The sequence below is a fragment of the Paenibacillus auburnensis genome, assembly GCF_927798115.1.
GTDB classification, from domain to species: Bacteria; Bacillota; Bacilli; order Paenibacillales; family Paenibacillaceae; genus Paenibacillus_AQ; species Paenibacillus_AQ auburnensis.
This window is the reverse complement of the sequence record NZ_CAKMMG010000023.1, coordinates 1-763: the sequence shown is the minus strand read 5'-3', so window position 1 is coordinate 763 and position 763 is coordinate 1. Positions and strand designations below refer to the sequence as shown.

General features: G+C 48.4%; 2 tRNA genes and 2 rRNA genes. All 4 read right to left on the bottom strand.

Going from position 1 to position 763, the window contains the following annotated elements:
• Window positions 1-121 (bottom strand): 23S ribosomal RNA (locus L6H70_RS28635); the annotation flags it as partial.
• A gap of 145 nt (window positions 122-266) precedes the next feature.
• Window positions 267-342: transfer RNA gene (locus L6H70_RS28630), tRNA-Ala, on the bottom strand.
• 29 nt (window positions 343-371) lie between these two features.
• Window positions 372-448, bottom strand: a tRNA-Ile gene (locus tag L6H70_RS28625).
• A gap of 44 nt (window positions 449-492) precedes the next feature.
• A 5S ribosomal RNA gene (gene rrf, locus L6H70_RS28620) occupies window positions 493-609 on the bottom strand.
• Window positions 610-763 lie beyond the last annotated feature (154 nt).

Genomic DNA, 763 nt, shown 5'->3' with positions numbered 1-763 from the left:
CATTCGGACACCCCCGGATCAAAGCTTGCTTACAGCTCCCCGAGGCAGTTTCGTTGTTCGCCACGTCCTTCGTCGGCTCCTGGCGCCTAGGCATCCTCCGTGTGCTCTTATTAGCTTAACCATGATTTTTCCGTTAGGAAAATATCAGTCAACTAATAACTATTTCAACTTGCTTACACAAGTTTCAGCTAAAAGATGTTCTAAAACGCAAATTCGTTTCGGTATCCAGTTTTCAAGGATCAAGGTAATGCGGGTAATGAAATTATTGGTGGAGCCAAGCGGGATCGAACCGCTGACCTCCTGCTTGCAAGGCAGGCGCTCTCCCAGCTGAGCTATGGCCCCATAAAAGGTATGGAATTATAATTGTTATATGGTGGGCCTTGGTGGACTCGAACCACCGACCTCACCCTTATCAGAGGTGCGCTCTAACCAACTGAGCTAAAAGCCCATATAACATATATAACATTTGAACCAACCAATGAATGGTTGTCCGCTTGGCAGCGTCCTACTCTCCCAGGACCCTTCGGTCCAAGTACCATCGGCGCTGGAGGACTTAACGGTCGTGTTCGGGATGGGTACGTGTGGAACCCCTCCGCTATCGCCACCAAACGCATACGAAAGAGACTTGCTCTTTCAAAACTGAACACGAGTGAGTGTTTGAAACGATTTGGAAGTTATACTTCCGATTTGAATGTTTCCGTTGCAGGAAACGATTCTCCATAGAAAGGAGGTGATCCAGCCGCACCTTCCGATACGGCTACCT